The organism is Ruania alkalisoli (assembly GCF_014960965.1).
Taxonomy (GTDB): domain Bacteria; phylum Actinomycetota; class Actinomycetes; order Actinomycetales; family Beutenbergiaceae; genus Ruania; species Ruania alkalisoli.
The window spans coordinates 2,016,093-2,030,571 of sequence record NZ_CP063169.1; the positions used below are offsets into that span (position 1 = coordinate 2,016,093).

Sequence of the window (14,479 nt, forward strand, 5' to 3'; positions counted from 1 at the left end):
CCGCCTCGTTCTCGTGACAGCCGTCTTGGCGCTCCTTCTGGCCGGGTGCACTCAGCCCGATGCCGAACCCGAGCCCCCCGCGGTGGAACAGGTGGAGGTTGCCGGCGATTTCGGCGCGCGACCGCACGTCCAATTCGATACGCCGCTGGCGGTGACCGAGTCCGGCACGCGCACCGTCATCGAGGGCGACGGACCCGCGCTGGCCGAGGGCGACCTGGCGCTGGTCTCCTACTTGGCGGTCAGCGCCGAGACCGGCGAGGTCGAGGTGAGCAATTTCGGGTCACAGCCGCAGACGCTGCGCGTGACCGAAGATGAGGCAGGCCCTCTCTACGAGGACCTCCTGGGCACCCCGGAGGGCTCTCGGCTGCTCCGGGTCGAACTCGGGACGGCCGATCGCCCGGAGCCGTCGGTGCTCGTGTATGACGTCCGGCACACACGCGCGTGGGGCGAGGAGGTCGATCCGCCCGAGGGAGCACCGACCGTCACATTCGACGAGTCCGGAGCACCGTCGGTGCAGATCCCCGGCTCCGAGCCACCCTCGGAGCTGGAGGTGGTCACGCTCAGACGCGGTGACGGGCCGCAGGTCCAGGAGGAGATGGCGGTCACGGTGCGCTACACCGCAGTCTCCTGGGAGAGCGGGGAGGTGGTCGACGGCACCTGGTCCAGCGGGGAAGGACCGACCACGATCGCGTTCACGGGGTTGATCGAGGGGTGGCAGAACGGTCTCGTTGACGCCCCGGTTGGATCTCAGGTGATGCTGATCGTGCCCCCCTCGCAGGCGTTCGGGGACGATACGCTCGTCTATGTGATCGATGTGCTTGCCGTGTCCGCGCTGGACGGCACCGAGGGCTCGGCCGGGTCCGACGCCGGCGACGGGGCGGAGGAGTCATGACGGTCGCGATCCGCGTGGTGCCGTGTCTGGACGTCGACGCCGGGCGTGTGGTCAAGGGCGTCAACTTCGAGAACCTCCGCGATGCCGGCGACCCGGTTGAGCTCGCTCGCCGCTACGACGCGGAGACCGCCGACGAGGTGACCTTCCTCGACGTCAGTGCCTCCACCGACGGGCGTGCCACCACCCTGGAGATGGTCTCGCGGACGGCTGAACAGGTGTTCGTGCCGCTCACTGTCGGCGGGGGAGTGCGCAGCACCCAGGATGTCGATGCGCTGCTGCGCGCAGGCGCGGACAAGGTGGGAGTGAACACTGCGGCGATCGCCAGGCCCGAGCTCATCGCGGAGATCGCAGCCCGGTACGGCTCGCAGGTGCTTGTGCTCTCCGTGGATGCCCGGCGCACTCGCGAGGGTGTCACGACGCCCTCAGGATTCGAGGTCACCACGCACGGAGGCCGTCGCGGGACGGGGCTCGACGCGATCGAGTGGGTGCGCCGAGCCGAGGAACTCGGCGTGGGCGAGGTGCTCCTGAACTCGATCGACGCGGACGGCACCACCTCGGGATTCGACCTGGAGATGATCACCCGCGTGCGTTCGGAGGTGAGCGTCCCGCTGATCGCCAGTGGCGGCGCCGGGACCGTCGAGCATTTCGTCGACGCTGCCCGGGCAGGTGCGGACGCTCTGCTTGCGGCGAGCGTCTTCCACTTCGGTGCGCTGAGCGTCGGTCAGGTCAAGGCAGCGCTGCGCGAGGCAGGCTTCCCGGTCCGGTAGGGCCGGCGCCACGAGTCAGGCGGCCCAGTCCCGCATCCTGGCGACGGCGTCCGGTGCGCCACGCAGGGTGAGGTCGGCGTGGTCACGGCGCCCGAAGGCGTAGAGCGCCTGCTCGACCGGTTCCCCTACGAGGGCGACGCTGTCGCTGTCCTTCCGGACCTGAGCACGCGGACCACCCGGCCACACGAGGACCACGCCAGTCGGTGCCGAGCGGTAGGCCAGGCGCGCCATCGCCACCGTGGCGTTCCAGATGGCCAGCTCCTGCTCCGCCGGGAGAGCGCGGGGATCGGTCGGTCGTTCTCCGGCGCGGCGCACGTCCTCGTGGTGCACGAGGTATTCGAGGTGGTTGGCGGTTTCATCGGCACGGTCGCCCAGGAGCGGCAGGGATACGAGGCCCGACATTCCGGGTCCACTCCCGGAGAACTCAGCCAGCAGGTCCTCGTAGGAGTGCGGCTCGGTCAGCGTGGTGGACAACTCGTCGATGGCGGCATCGGCGCCGCGCAGCAGCGCCCATGGGCGATGACCGCGCAGGTACAGGTGGGCCGCCAGGTGGCGGGTCTGCCAGCCTTCGCACAGAGTCGGTGCGTCGGGGCCTGCTGCCCGCATCGTCTCGAGAAGTGCGTGCTGCTCACGTTGTGCCCACATGAGCACAGCCTGGCATACGTGGATGGCATGCGGGACGGCCCGGCGGTCGACGTGCGGGCCACGGTGCCGGGTCGGTGTGCCAGGATAGGAAAGTTCGTTCCGTCCTGGTGCCGTGCCGTCTGCCCGGCCGTTCGCTTTACACCTCCTCGAGGGAGTCATCTCCGCATGCCCACCGTGCCATCCGGCCCGGATCGTTCAGACCCTGACAGACCTCATGCCTTGGCCGGCAGCGCCATACGCCGTTCCTTGCTCCTACTGGGCCGTGGCCTGAGATCTCAGCCGCGTGCGTTCACGATCGCGATCGGTGCGAGCGTCGGCTACGGCGTGGCACTCGTGGCCTCGGGGTGGGCCCTCGGTCAGGTGACCGACCAGATTGTCGTTCCCGCGCTGACCGGCGGCGTCAGTCCGGGCACCCCATGGTTGGCCGGCGTCGCCCTGCTGGTCATCGCTGTCGCCACTGCTGTCGGAGTTGCGCTGCGGCGTACCTTCGCCGGGGTGGGTGCGCTCGGGGTCCAGGCCGGGCATCGCCGGGCTGTGACGCGTCAGTATCTGCGGTTGCCGATGACCTGGCATCGCAAGCACCCGGCCGGGCAGCTGCTCTCCAACGCGAATGCTGATGCGGAGACCGCCGGGTTCGTGTTCGGGCCGTTGCCGTTCGCTCTCGGGGTGATCGCCATGATCCTCGTGGCCAGTGGTGCGATGCTCGCCGCCGATCCTGTCCTCGGTGCCATCGGGATCAGCATGCTGCCGCTGATCTTGGTGGCGAATGCGGTGTACCGCCGGAAGATGGCACCGGCGGTCACTGAGGTGCAGCATGAACGCGCTGTTGTCTCTGATGTGGCCCACGAGAGTTTTGAGGCTGCGGCTGTCGTGAAGTCGCTGGGAACCGTTGACGTCGAGGAGGAGCGTTTCGCGGCGGCTGCGGACCGGCTGAGGCGGGCGAACGTCCGCGTGGGCCGGATCCGGTCGGTCTTTGACCCGGTCATCGATCTGCTCCCCGCGTTGGCGACCCTGGTGGTCCTGGCGCTCGGAGCCATTCGGGTCTCGTCGGGCCACATCGGGACGGGAGATGTGGTCACTGCCTCCTACCTGCTGACCGTGCTCGCGATCCCGGTACGCGCCATCGGGTTCGTCCTGGGTGACCTGCCGCGGTCGCTGGTGGGTCACGACCGGATCTCCCGGGTGATCGACGCTCGCGGGTACCTCCCGGAGGGCCAGCGTGTGCTCTCGGGTGGCGGTGGTATGCGCCTGGACGCGGAGTCGGTGACGCTGCGCGTACCCGATACCGACTCACCACACGGCGAGCGGACGATTGTGCGCGAGGTGGGATTCGCCGTGCCGGCCGGTCACACGCTCGCCATCGTCGGCCGCACCGGTGCTGGCAAGTCCTCGCTGGTCGACCTGCTTGCCAGGCTCCGTGACCCGTCCGAGGGAGTGGTGCGCTACGACGGTGTGGACGTGCGCGACCTGTGCAGCGCTCACCGCACCGCCACCGTCGCGTTGGTGGCCCAGCAAGCGTTCGTGTTCGAGGACACCGTCCGCGACAACGTCACCCTCGGCGACGGCCCTGCTGATCGCCCATTCACCGACGAGGAGGTCTGGAAGGCGCTGCGGATCGCCTGCGCGGACGCCTTCGTCGATGCACTCCCCGATGGGCTCGACACCGTGATCGGGGAGCGGGGTGCCAGTCTCTCGGGCGGACAGCGGCAGCGCTTGGCGATCGCCCGGGCACTGATCCGGCGCCCCCGCTTGCTCCTGCTCGATGACGCCACGTCGGCGCTGGACCCCGTGGTGGAGCAGTCGATCCTCACCGGGCTGCGCGAGATCGCCGGTGATGTGACGGTGGTGATGGTGGCCTACCGCAACGCCACCATCGCTCTCGCCGACACGGTGCTGCACCTGGACCGTGGGCAGGTGACGGGTATGGGTTCGCATGACGATCTGCTGGCCGCCGATGCCGGGTACCGGCGCCTCGTGACCGCCTACCAGCGGGATCGTGACGAGCGTACCGAGGCCAGTCGATGAGTCAGCCGAGCGCTCAGATCGAGCAGACCTCCTCCCTCGGAGTGCTGGCGACCCTCCGCGAGGGCATCCGGATCTCACCGGCGATCAAAGACGGCATCGTGGTCTCCGCATTGCTGGCCATCGTCGCCACGGCCGGCAAGGTCATCGTGCCGATGGCGGTCCAGCTCACCACCGACCGGGGCCTGTTTGCCGACGGCGGTGTGAATGTGCCGTTGGTGCTGCAGTTGTGCGCCGTGGCCGCTGTCGGTCTCCTGCTCACCTCGGCGTGCACCACTTGGGTGAACATCCGCCTCTTCCGGGCGGCGGAAGCTGGGCTGGCCCAGCTGCGAGTCAAGGCGTTCCGGCACGTGCACGACCTGTCGGTCCTGACCCAGAACACCGAACGGCGAGGAGCGCTGGTGTCGCGCGTCACCTCCGACGTCGACACGATCTCGATGTTCGTGCAGTGGGGCGGGATGATGCTGCTGCTGTCTTCCCTGCAGATCGCGGCTGCCACGGTGGCGATGCTGGTGTACTCGTGGCAGCTGACGCTCGTGGTGTGGCTCGCCGTCGCGCCGATGCTCATCCTGGCACCACGAGCGCAGCGGGCACTCAGCCGCGCCTACGGCGAGGTGCGTGAGCGGGTCGGCATCATGCTGGGCCGGATCTCGGAGTCGGTTGTCGGCGCGCAGACGATCCGCGCGTACGGAGCCGATGAACGTACACAGCGCCGGGTGGATACCGCGATCGATGATCACCGCCGTTCGGCCGTCCGGGCCCAAACCCTCGCGGCCGTCGCGTTCTCCGCCGGGGTGCTGCTGTCCGGACTGGCCTTGGCAGCGGTCGTGGTGGTGGGCACGATGCTCGGCATCGGGGGCGAGATCACGGTCGGGGGGCTGCTCGCGTTCCTGTTCCTCGTCCAGCTCTTCGTCGGGCCGGTGCAGTCTGCCACCGAGGTCCTCAACGAGATGCAGAACGCGGTGGCCGGGTGGCGCAGGGTCATCACGGTGCTGCACACGCCGTTGGACGTGACCGATCCGGAGCATCCTGCACCAGCCGGGCCACGTGGGCCGGCCGAGCTCCGCTTCCAGGACGTCTCGTTTGCGTACCCGGGCGGTGAACGTGTCTTGAAGGACGTCACTCTGACCATCGAATCCGGAGCGCGGGTGGCGATCGTCGGCGAGACCGGGTCCGGGAAGACCACACTGGCCAAGTTGCTGACCCGGATGATGGATCCGGCCGCCGGATCGGTCCAGCTGAACGGTACCGATCTGCGTCAGCTCGCCCTGTCCGATCTACGGGACCGGGTGGTGATGGTGCCGCAGGAAGGGTTCCTGTTCGAGGGCACGATCGAAGAGAACATCGCCTATGGGAACAAGGACCGGACCCGCTCGGTGGACGTCACCGAGGTGCTGCGTACGCTCGGTCTGGATGACTGGGTTGCGTCCCTTCCAGGTGGGGTGGGGACCGAAGTAGGGCAGCGCGGTGAGGCGCTCTCGGCAGGTGAGCGCCAGCTCGTGGCCATCGCACGCGCCTACCTGGCCGACGCGGACGTGCTTGTCCTGGACGAGGCGACCTCCGCCGTCGACCCGGCCACGGAGCAGCGGATCAGCACTGCACTGGCGCGTCTCACGCAGGGCCGGACCTCGGTGGCGATCGCGCACCGGCTCTCCACGGCCGAGTCCGCCGACATGGTCGTGGTGGTGGATGCCGGCCGGGTGGTCGAGGTAGGTCGCCATGACGAGCTCGCGGCCAATGACGGTGTCTACGCGCGGATGCACGCTTCGTGGATCGTGGCCAGCGCGTGAGGGTAGCCACGCAGACGTGGCAGGATCGGGGGGTGTCCGATGTGAGCCTCACCCTGGATCCGGAAGTCGCCGGGCGACTCTCCCGCAATGATCAGGGCCTCGTGTGCGTCGTCGTGCAGGACGACGACTCCGGCGAGGTGCTGATGGTGGCGTGGATGAACGACGAAGCGCTGCGGCGCACCCTCACCGAGGGCCGGGTGACGTACTGGTCCCGGTCCCGGCAGGAGTACTGGCGCAAGGGCGACACCTCCGGCCACGTCCAGTACGTCCGGTCGGTGGCGATCGACTGCGATGGTGATGCCCTGCTGCTGCGCGTGGAGCAGATAGGCCCCGCCTGCCACACGGGGACGCGCAGCTGCTTCCAGGCCGGTGGCCTGCTGCCGTTGAGCCGGGAGGCATGATGACTGAGTCCACGGAATCAACCGCACCGGCTGATCCCGCAACCGACTCTCCCGCTGGCGCATTGCCCGCTCCTCCGCCCTGGGGGGCGACCTGGCCCACCCTCCCGGAGTTCCGTGAGATGGCCACCCATCGCCGCGTGATCCCGGTGGTACGTCGCCTGCTCGCCGACGACGTCACGCCTGTCGGGTTGTACCGTCAGCTCTCCTCGGGGCGTCCGGGCACGTTCGTGCTCGAGTCCGCCTCCGACGGCGCGTGGTCGCGGTGGTCCTTCATCGGTGTGACGGCCCGGGCGATCCTCACCGAACGGGACGGGCAGGCGCACTGGACCGGTGATGTGCCGGTGTCGGTTCCCACCGAGGGGAACGTGCTCAGTGTTCTGCGCGGGGCGCTGGCGGCGCTACACACCCCGAGCCTGCCGCACCTGCCACCGTTGACCGGTGGATTGGTCGGTTCACTCGGTTGGGACGTGGTGCACCACTGGGAGCCGACGTTGCCGGCGGTTCCACCCGACGAGCTCGACGTCCCGGACGTCGCGCTGTGCCTGGTGGGCGACATGGCCGCGATCGACCACCACACCGGTGACGTGTGGTTGATCGCCAATGCGATCAATACCGACGACTCCGATGCACGCGTCGACGAGGCGCACGCCGACGCTGTCGCCCGCCTGGACTCGATGCAGGAGCAGCTGGTGGCGCCGACTCGATCCCACGCACTGCGCGCGACCGATGTTGAGCAGCCCGAACTGCAGTTCCGGACCGCTCGGGAGGACTACGCCGCCGGCGTCCAGGCAGCGAAGCAGGCGATTCGCGACGGCGAGGTGTTCCAGGTGGTGCTGTCCCAGCGCCTCGACCTCGACTGCCCGGCCGACCCGCTCGATGTCTACCGCGTGCTGCGCACCATCAACCCGAGCCCGTACATGTACTTCCTGCACCTGGCCGATGCCGATGGCGGGGAGTTCCACGTGGTCGGATCCAGCCCGGAGACGCTGGTGAAGGTGACGGGCCGGGAAGCGCAGAGTTTTCCGATCGCGGGATCGCGGCCACGCGGTCGCAACCCCGGGGAGGATCGGCGGCACGCCGAAGAACTGCTGGCCGACCCGAAGGAGCGGGCTGAGCACCTGATGCTGGTGGATCTGGCCCGCAACGACCTCGGTCGCGTCTGCGAGGCGGGCTCGGTCGCCGTCGTGGAGTTCATGGAGATCAAGCGGTTCAGCCACATCATGCACATGAGCTCCACCGTGGTGGGCACCGTGCGTGAGGATGCCTCGGCCGTTGACGTGCTGACAGCGACGTTCCCGGCCGGCACCCTCTCCGGTGCACCGAAGCCACGGGCGATCGCCCTCATCGACGAGCTGGAACCTGCCCGGCGGGGTATCTACGGGGGCACCGTGGGCTACTTCGACCTCGCAGGTGACCTCGACATGGCGATTGCGATCCGGACCGCACTGATCTGCGGCGGCAGGGCCAGTGTGCAGGCCGGCGGCGGGCTGGTGGCCGACTCCGATCCTGAGGACGAGTACTGGGAGACCCGGAACAAGGCCGCCGCAGCCGTCCGAGCGGTCCAGATCGCGTCCGCAGTGGCGGAGGTGGAATAAGGCGTGATCGCGTCCAGGAGTACCTCCGAGCCGCATCGCCGCAGTGTCGGACGCCGGACCGCGGTGCTGGTGCTGCTGGCGGTGGGAGCGCTGCTGCTCGTGCTCAGCCTGCCGACGTGGGCCCACGCCCCGGTACGCACCACGATCGGCGCCGGCGGGACGGCATCAGTGTCCGGAGCTGATGGCGCCCCGCTGGTCCCTAGCCTGGCGCTGGTGGTGATCGTGGCTGGTCTGGTGATCGGCTTGGCCGGCCGGGTCGCGCGTGTCGTGGCAGCTGTGGCCGCAGCACTCGGTGGACTCGGCGCGATCGTCGCGGTCGTGGCTTTCCTGCGGGATCCGCAGACGCCGGTACAGTCCGTGGCCGCGGACATGACCGGAGTGCGTGAGCTCGGTGGGGCCGTGACGACCACGGTCTGGCCCTGGCTGGCGCTCGTGGCCGGTGCGACCGTCGCACTCGTCGGCACGCTCCTGCCCTGGCGGATGGGCAGCTGGCGCGCAGCCGCTCGGCGCTACGAGCGCGCACCTGACCCGGATGAGGAATCCGGGCAGCTTGGGCGCGCTACCAGGATGGCGGACTGGGACGCGTTGAGCCGCGGTGAGGACCCCTCCGACCGGTAGGCTGGTACCAGAACACCATCTGGCGGACGAAGGGCACGACTCATGACCACCTCAGCACGCTCCGGTGCGGCACAGTCCGTGGCAGTCACCGGCTCGGCCGAGCAGATCCGTCCGCCTGCATCGCCCCCGCAGAATCACGGCCGTACGGTTGCTGCCTGGGTCTTCTTCCTGGCCGGGGTCGTCGCGACCACTGTGGCCGGGGTTGGCTTCGTCCTTCCGTCGATGCCGCTGATCGCCGTCGGTGCCGGGCTGTTTGTGCTCGGCGGGATCGTCAGTCTGTCCCTGCGGGCCGCCGGACTGGGACAGGTACGCCGCTCGCGGCGATGATGGGCGTGGCGACCGGCGGAACGCACGCGGGGGCATCCGTGGGCGAGCGGGTGCGTCGAGACCGCGTGGCCCCGACGGCGATCGGCGGCGTTCTCGCCGCTGGTACCGGTCTGGTTGTGCTCATGCAACCGCAGGCAGGAGGGCCGGTACTGTGCCCACTGCTCGCGCTGACGGGTCTCTACTGCCCGATGTGCGGTGGGTTGCGCACGACCGCCGCGCTGGCCCACGCCGATGTCGCGGCCGCGTGGTCGGTGAACCCGATGCTCACGGTGCTTCTCCCACTGGCCGCCGTGGCCTGGGCGGTGTGGATGGTCCGTTCCTGGCGCGGGCAGTCGCCGCTGCGGATCCCCGATGCCGTGTACCCGGCACTCGCCGTCGCTGTGGTCGTCTTCGGAGTGCTGCGCAACATTCCTTTTCTCGCCCCCTTTCTGTCACCGTAAGACCCGATGCAGGAGCACATGTGAATCACCCCACCAATCCCTACGGGTCGTACTTCTCGGATTCAGACCCCGACGGCACCGGCAGTCACACCGGAGGGCAGCAGTCCTCTCCGTCCGGATCCTCCTCCCAGTACGGGCCCTACGGGACTGGGCAGGGCGGCAGCGAGGCACAGCCACCGTGGAACAGCGCGCCGGGACCGGGAGCAGGCCAGGGTATGCCGCCCGGACCCCCCGCCCCACCGGGACCGCCCGGACCGCCCGGTCCGCCCGCACCCCCTGGGCCTTACGGCCAGCCGGCAGGCGGGTACGCCCAGCCCGGCGTGTACGGGGGCGCAGGAAGCTACGGGGCGCCTGGACCCTACGGGGCTGCAGGCAACCAGGCCGGGTACGGCGGCTACCCGCCGGTGAGCTCGTCCAACAACTCCCTCGGTGGCTGGGCCCTAGGACTGGGGATCGGTGGAGTGGTCCTGAGCTGTCTATGGATGATCGGAGGCCTGCTGGGCCTCGCTGCGGTGCTCCTCGGGGTCAGGGCTCGCAATGCCGTCGCCGCTGGTCAGGCATCCAACGGTGGTATGGCGATGGCGGGAATGATCCTTGGATTCGCCGCGATCCTGTTCAGCATTGTGGTCGCGGGCCTGAGCCTGCTCGGCGCCTTGTAGACCACTCCCTGGGCGACGCCTGACCTGGGTGGCGAAGTCTGGAGGGATGAGGGCGCTCGTGAGACGAGTGATCGGCACCCCCAGTCACGTCCTACGATGGTCATCGAACCGAGGAGAGGCGGATCGTGACCGTTCTGGAAGACATCGTCGCCGGCGTCCGGGAAGACCTGGCCGCGCGGGAGGACGCCGTCCCGCTCGAGGACGTCAAGCGCCAGGCGGAGGCGAGGACCTCGGCGCTGAACGCCGTCGACGCGCTGCGACGCGAGGACGCAGTGACAGTGATCGCCGAGGTCAAGCGGTCGAGCCCCTCCAAGGGTGCGCTTGCTGAGATCGCCGATCCGGCCGGTCTGGCTGCCGACTACGAGGCCGGAGGGGCGAGCGCCATCAGCGTGCTGACCGAACGACGTCGGTTCGGCGGATCGCTTGAGGATCTCGCCGGTGTGCGTGCCCGGGTCGACATCCCGGTGCTGCGCAAGGATTTCGTCGTCGCTCCGTATCAGGTGTGGGAAGCGCGGGCGCATGGTGCCGACATGGTCCTGCTGATCGTCGCCGCGCTGGAGCAGACGGTGCTCACCTCACTGGTCGAGCGGATCCACTCCCTCGGGATGACAGCCCTGGTCGAGGCACACACGGCCGACGAGGTGGCGCGGGCGGCAGATGCCGGAGCAGAGGTGATCGGGGTCAACGCCCGCGACCTCCACACACTCGAGGTGCACCGCGGGGTCTTCGCCGAGTTGGCCCCGCTGGTCCCGTCCGGTGTCGTGACCGTGGCCGAGTCGGGAGTGCGCGGACCGCACGATGTGCTGGAGTACGCCCGCTCCGGCGCCGATGCGGTGCTGGTCGGCGAGGCGTTGGTCACTCAGCGCGACCCGAAGGTCGCGGTCGCCGACATGGTGGCCGCGGGAGCTCATCCCGCTCTGCGCGCGGTGCGTTCCCGATGAGTACGAGGAGCGGTCGGGACGATGGGCAGGCAGGCGACGTGAGGGATGAGGGCCGCCGGAGCGAGACGTCGGTCGGATCCCAGACACCGGGGGAGAGGAGTGAGGACAACCGAGCGCTGCGGGATGCACTCGGCCCCTACTTCGGGGAGTTCGGTGGGAGGTTCGTGCCAGAGGCGCTGATTGCTGCGCTGGACGATCTGACGGCCGCCTGGGAGAAGGCTCGCACGGATCCGGAGTTCACCGACAAGCTGGCGGCACTCCACCGTGACTACACAGGGCGGCCGAGCCCGATCACCGAGGTACCGCGTTTCGCCGCGCACGCCGGTGGCGTGCGGGTACTGCTCAAACGCGAGGATCTCAACCACACGGGGTCTCACAAGATCAACAACGTGCTCGGGCAGGCGTTGCTGACGCAGCTCGTCGGCAAGCGCCGGGTGATCGCGGAGACGGGTGCCGGCCAGCACGGCGTCGCGACCGCCACGGCCGCTGCGCTCTTCGGGCTTGAGTGCACGATCTACATGGGCGCTGAAGACACTCGCCGCCAGGCGCTGAACGTCGCTCGCATGCGCCTCCTCGGCGCCGAGGTCGTCCCGGTGGAGACTGGTTCGCGGACTCTCAAGGACGCGATCAACGAGGCATTCCGCGATTGGGTCGCCAACGTCGAGACGACCAACTACGTGTTCGGCACGGTCGCCGGTCCCCACCCCTTCCCCACACTGGTGCGCGATCTGCAGAAGATCATCGGCGAGGAAGCGCGCGGGCAGGTGCTGGAGCGGATCGGGCGGTTGCCTGACGTCGCGATCGCCTGCGTCGGTGGCGGATCGAACGCGATGGGACTCTTCCACGCCTTCCTGGACGACCCGGTCCGGCTCATCGGATGTGAGGCCGCCGGAGACGGTGTGGAGACCGGCCGTCACGCGGCCACCGTCACGGCCGGCGCGCCTGGGGTGCTGCACGGGGCTCGTTCATACCTGCTGCAGGATGCCGACGGTCAGACGATTGAGTCCCACTCGATCTCGGCCGGCCTCGACTACCCGGGTGTCGGCCCCGAGCATTCCTGGCTGTCGAGCATCGGGCGTGCGGAGTATCGCCCCGTGAGCGATGCCGAGGCCATGGACGCCTTCCGTCTGCTCTGCCGTACCGAGGGGATCATCCCCGCGATCGAGAGCGCGCACGCGCTCGCCGGGGCGCTGCGTGTGGGCAACGAGATCGCCGATGGGGCTCCGGCGGGGACGGATCCCGCCGAGACGGTGCTGCTGGTCTCCCTCTCGGGCCGTGGCGACAAGGACGTGGCGACCGCGGCATCGTGGTTTGACCTGGTGGACGAGAACGACCTGATCGAGAAGGGCACATCATGACCGCGGCGATCGCCTCCCGGACGGCGCGTGCCATCGATGCCGCGCGGGCCGAAGGACGTGCCGCACTCGTGGTCTACCTCCCGGTCGGATATCCGGACGTCGACACCTCCATCGCTGCGGCGAAGGCAGCAGTTGACGCCGGCGCCGACATCGTCGAGCTCGGCCTGCCGTACTCCGATCCAGGGATGGATGGGCCGGTCATCCAGGCTGCCGTGGAGGCGGCCCTCGACGCCGGCACCCGGACCGCAGACGTCCTGAGAGCGGTGCGGGAGGTGGCCGCCACCGGAGCCCCAACGCTGGTCATGACGTACTACAACCCCGTGCATCGCTATGGCGTGGAGGCGTTCGCTGCCGACCTCGCCGCTGCTGGCGGCGCCGGATTGATCACCCCCGACCTCATCCCGGACGAGGCAGGGGAGTGGATCGCCGCGGCTGACCGGTACGGCCTCGACAAGGTGTTCCTCGTGGCTCCCAGTTCCACCACGGAACGGCTCCACCTGACCGCGGCCGCCTCGCGGGGCTTCGTCTACGCAGCCTCCACGATGGGGGTCACGGGCGCCCGGGCCAGCGTCGGTGAACGTGCTGAAGCCTTGGTGGCCGCCACCCGGTCGGCCGGGGCCGAGCGCGTGTGTGTCGGACTCGGAGTCTCCACGGGCGAGCACGCACGCGAAGTGGCCGGATACGCCGACGGTGTGATTGTGGGATCGGCTCTGGTGCGTACGCTGCAGCGCTCCGACGGCGACATCGAGGCAGCGCTGGCCGATCTGCAGGGACTGACACGCGATCTGGCGGCTGGGGTCCGGGCAGCGCGGGTCGCACCGGTTTCGCAGGATCTGGACCAGGCGGGTTCGGTGGGGTCGGCATGAGCCCGCTCATGGCAGCAGCGGACCCGTCCGCCTGGGGTGCTGTCGCGGCGGGGATCCCCAGTCCCTCTCAGGGAACGTGGGAGTTCGGCCCGATTCCGGTGCGCGCCTATGCGATCGCCATCCTCGCCGGTATCGCGCTGGCCACCTGGATCTCGGTGCGACGCTACCGGGAGCGGGGCGGGCCGACCGGCGTCATCATGGACGCGATCTTCCTCGCGGTGCCGCTGGGCATCATCGGCGCACGGATCTATCACGTCTTCTCCTCTCCGGATGCCTACTTCGGCCCGGAGGGCAACCCCTGGAACGCGTTCGCGATCTGGAACGGCGGTCTGGGCATTTGGGGAGCCATCCCCGCCGGCGCTCTCGGGGTGTGGATCGTGCTGCGCCGTGCCGGGCTCCGCCTGTCGACGGTCGCAGATGCGATGGCACCGGCCGTCCTCGTCGCTCAAGCGGTCGGACGCCTCGGCAACTACTTCAACCAGGAGCTCTTCGGTGCCCCCACCACGTTGCCGTGGGGACTGCAGATCGATCCCTCCGTCCTCATGGCCCAGGGAATGGACTACCCGCAGGGAACGCTGTTCCATCCGACGTTCCTGTACGAGCTGCTCTGGAACCTGGCGCTAGCCGGGCTGCTGGTGTGGGTCGACCGACGGTACCGGCTCGGTCACGGGCGGGTGTTCTGGCTGTATGTCTTCGGATACACCGCCGGCCGCGTGTGGATCGAGATGCTGCGCATCGACGAGGCCGAGACGGTCCTGGGTCTGCGGCTGAACGTCTGGACCTCGATTCTGGTCGGGCTGGTGGCGCTGCTGGTGTTCGTGGTGCTCTCCAAGCGCTATCCCGAGCGAGAGGATTCACCGTGGCTGCCAGGCCGGGAACCGGTGAGTGGAGATGCCGACGACCCCGATGCGGGCGCATCCGGCGGCGAGGTCGCCAATGAGACGACTGCCGCTGAAGGCAATGAGGACAGTGACGAGGCAGGTTCCACCGGGCAGCAGGACGCCGGGTCTGGTGGGTCGACGTTGGCACCGGTGGAGCAGGAGAAAGCCGAAGGCGACGAACGCTAGCGACATGTCCGGCCCGTTCGACAGGTGAGATCGACCGCCTGGATGAGCGTGGGATCGGACGAGAGCTCACACAGTGCGATATCGTCCCGGA

15 protein-coding genes are annotated in these 14,479 nt (G+C 69.1%); 14 read left to right on the forward strand and 1 reads right to left on the reverse strand.

Annotated elements, in window-relative coordinates; all coding sequences use genetic code 11:
• Positions 1-13 precede the first annotated feature (13 nt).
• Together IM660_RS08850 and hisF are read left to right on the forward strand one after the other, a co-directional pair.
• Complete coding sequence (locus IM660_RS08850) at positions 14-892, forward strand: FKBP-type peptidyl-prolyl cis-trans isomerase (protein WP_193498954.1); 879 nt, start codon at positions 14-16, stop codon at positions 890-892.
• Positions 889-1,659 (forward strand): imidazole glycerol phosphate synthase subunit HisF, encoded by a 771-nt coding sequence (gene hisF / locus IM660_RS08855; protein WP_193498955.1) that lies wholly within the window; start codon positions 889-891, stop codon positions 1,657-1,659. The genes IM660_RS08850 and hisF overlap by 4 nt, the downstream gene beginning before the upstream one ends.
• Positions 1,660-1,674: 15 nt before the next feature.
• On the opposite strand, the gene IM660_RS08860 is transcribed toward hisF, so the two are convergent.
• Entirely contained in the window at positions 1,675-2,304 is a 630-nt protein-coding gene (locus IM660_RS08860) for a TIGR03085 family metal-binding protein (RefSeq protein ID WP_193498956.1), read from the reverse strand.
• Between the two features lie 165 nt (positions 2,305-2,469).
• Here IM660_RS08860 and IM660_RS08865 point away from each other — a divergent pair, with 165 nt between their 5' ends.
• The 12 genes from IM660_RS08865 to lgt all read left to right on the forward strand — a co-directional run bounded on the left by IM660_RS08865 (position 2,470) and on the right by lgt (position 14,388).
• Positions 2,470-4,329 (forward strand): ABC transporter ATP-binding protein, encoded by a 1,860-nt coding sequence (locus IM660_RS08865; protein ID WP_193498957.1) that lies wholly within the window; start codon positions 2,470-2,472, stop codon positions 4,327-4,329.
• A complete protein-coding gene (locus IM660_RS08870) occupies positions 4,326-6,116 on the forward strand; it encodes an ABC transporter ATP-binding protein (RefSeq protein WP_193498958.1) in 1,791 nt (596 codons plus the stop codon). Before IM660_RS08865 ends, IM660_RS08870 begins: the two co-directional genes overlap by 4 nt.
• Before the next feature lie 41 nt (positions 6,117-6,157).
• Complete coding sequence (gene hisI / locus IM660_RS08875; RefSeq protein ID WP_193499311.1) at positions 6,158-6,517, forward strand: phosphoribosyl-AMP cyclohydrolase; 360 nt, start codon at positions 6,158-6,160, stop codon at positions 6,515-6,517.
• Positions 6,517-8,112, forward strand: a complete 1,596-nt coding sequence (locus IM660_RS08880) for an anthranilate synthase component I (protein WP_193498959.1) — start codon at positions 6,517-6,519, stop codon at positions 8,110-8,112. The genes hisI and IM660_RS08880 overlap by 1 nt, the downstream gene beginning before the upstream one ends.
• Positions 8,113-8,115: 3 nt before the next feature.
• A complete protein-coding gene (locus tag IM660_RS08885; RefSeq protein WP_193498960.1) occupies positions 8,116-8,730 on the forward strand; it encodes a Trp biosynthesis-associated membrane protein in 615 nt (204 codons plus the stop codon).
• A gap of 42 nt (positions 8,731-8,772) precedes the next feature.
• On the forward strand, positions 8,773-9,057 hold the full coding sequence (locus IM660_RS08890; protein WP_193498961.1) for an HGxxPAAW family protein: 285 nt from the start codon (positions 8,773-8,775) through the stop codon (positions 9,055-9,057).
• Positions 9,058-9,062: 5 nt separating this feature from the next.
• Entirely contained in the window at positions 9,063-9,497 is a 435-nt protein-coding gene (locus tag IM660_RS08895) for a DUF2752 domain-containing protein (RefSeq protein ID WP_193498962.1), read from the forward strand.
• Positions 9,498-9,517: 20 nt separating this feature from the next.
• Entirely contained in the window at positions 9,518-10,156 is a 639-nt protein-coding gene (locus IM660_RS08900; protein WP_193498963.1) for a hypothetical protein, read from the forward strand.
• A 125-nt stretch (positions 10,157-10,281) separates the two neighbouring features.
• A complete protein-coding gene (gene trpC, locus IM660_RS08905; RefSeq protein ID WP_193498964.1) occupies positions 10,282-11,097 on the forward strand; it encodes an indole-3-glycerol phosphate synthase TrpC in 816 nt (271 codons plus the stop codon).
• On the forward strand, positions 11,094-12,455 hold the full coding sequence (trpB, locus tag IM660_RS08910; protein ID WP_193498965.1) for a tryptophan synthase subunit beta: 1,362 nt from the start codon (positions 11,094-11,096) through the stop codon (positions 12,453-12,455). Before trpC ends, trpB begins: the two co-directional genes overlap by 4 nt.
• Complete coding sequence (gene trpA / locus IM660_RS08915) at positions 12,452-13,321, forward strand: tryptophan synthase subunit alpha (RefSeq protein ID WP_193498966.1); 870 nt, start codon at positions 12,452-12,454, stop codon at positions 13,319-13,321. The genes trpB and trpA overlap by 4 nt, the downstream gene beginning before the upstream one ends.
• The gene (gene lgt, locus IM660_RS08920; RefSeq protein ID WP_193498967.1) at positions 13,318-14,388 is read left to right on the forward strand and encodes a prolipoprotein diacylglyceryl transferase; all 1,071 of its coding nucleotides are present in this window, start codon (positions 13,318-13,320) and stop codon (positions 14,386-14,388) included. The genes trpA and lgt overlap by 4 nt, the downstream gene beginning before the upstream one ends.
• Positions 14,389-14,479 lie beyond the last annotated feature (91 nt).

Excerpts from the sequence above, each read along its gene's own strand:
- IM660_RS08865 (WP_193498957.1), top strand. The coding sequence starts at position 2,470 with ATGCCCACCGTGCCATCCGGCCCGGATCGTTCAGACCCTGACAGACCT.
- IM660_RS08870 (WP_193498958.1), top strand. The coding sequence starts at position 4,326 with ATGAGTCAGCCGAGCGCTCAGATCGAGCAGACCTCCTCCCTCGGAGTG.
- trpA (WP_193498966.1), top strand. The coding sequence starts at position 12,452 with ATGACCGCGGCGATCGCCTCCCGGACGGCGCGTGCCATCGATGCCGCG.
- IM660_RS08880 (WP_193498959.1), top strand. The coding sequence starts at position 6,517 with ATGACTGAGTCCACGGAATCAACCGCACCGGCTGATCCCGCAACCGAC.
- hisF (WP_193498955.1), top strand. The coding sequence starts at position 889 with ATGACGGTCGCGATCCGCGTGGTGCCGTGTCTGGACGTCGACGCCGGG.
- IM660_RS08860 (WP_193498956.1), bottom strand. The coding sequence starts at position 2,304 with ATGTGGGCACAACGTGAGCAGCACGCACTTCTCGAGACGATGCGGGCA.
- lgt (WP_193498967.1), top strand. The coding sequence starts at position 13,318 with ATGAGCCCGCTCATGGCAGCAGCGGACCCGTCCGCCTGGGGTGCTGTC.
- IM660_RS08890 (WP_193498961.1), top strand. The coding sequence starts at position 8,773 with ATGACCACCTCAGCACGCTCCGGTGCGGCACAGTCCGTGGCAGTCACC.
- trpB (WP_193498965.1), top strand. The coding sequence starts at position 11,094 with ATGAGTACGAGGAGCGGTCGGGACGATGGGCAGGCAGGCGACGTGAGG.